Consider the following 551-nt stretch of genomic DNA (forward strand, 5'->3'; position numbering starts at 1 on the left):
GCGTTGGTGGTGATTCCTGCTGAGCTGCGGTTTGGTTCGGCGTTGACGGGGTTGCTGGCGCGTGAGTCGGTGTCGGTGGTGACGTTGCCGCCGGCGGTGTTGGCGTTGTTGGATCCGGCGTCGATCGGTCCGGATGTGTCGGTGGTGGTGGCGGGTGAGGCGTGTGCGCCGGAGGTGATGGCGCGGTGGGCGTCTGGGCGTCGGATGTTCAATTCGTACGGTCCGACCGAGACGACGGTGGATGCGACGTTGTGGCGGTGCGATTCGGACGCTGGGCTGGTGGCGATCGGTCGTCCGGTGGTGAACACGCGGGTGTTCGTGCTGGATGACCGGTTGTGTCCGGTGCCGGTGGGGGTCGCCGGCGAGTTGTATGTGGCCGGGGTTGGGCTGGCTCGTGGTTATGTGGGCCGGGCCGGGTTGACTTCCACGCGGTTCGTCGCGAACCCGTTCGATCCATTCGGGGCCCGGTTGTATCGCACGGGTGACGTGGTGCGGTGGACCGGCGATGGTGACCTGGTGTTCGTGGGTCGGGCGGATGAGCAGGTGAAGAT

Annotated in this window: 1 protein-coding gene; it reads left to right on the forward strand. The window is 66.6% G+C overall.

What is annotated here, in order from left to right; genetic code table 11:
• A partial coding sequence (locus tag ABD332_RS59975) for an AMP-binding protein (RefSeq protein ID WP_344516124.1) occupies positions 1-551 on the forward strand: 551 nt, incomplete at both ends.

It is taken from the genome of Dactylosporangium maewongense (assembly GCF_039531485.1).
GTDB lineage: Bacteria > Actinomycetota > Actinomycetes > Mycobacteriales > Micromonosporaceae > Dactylosporangium > Dactylosporangium maewongense.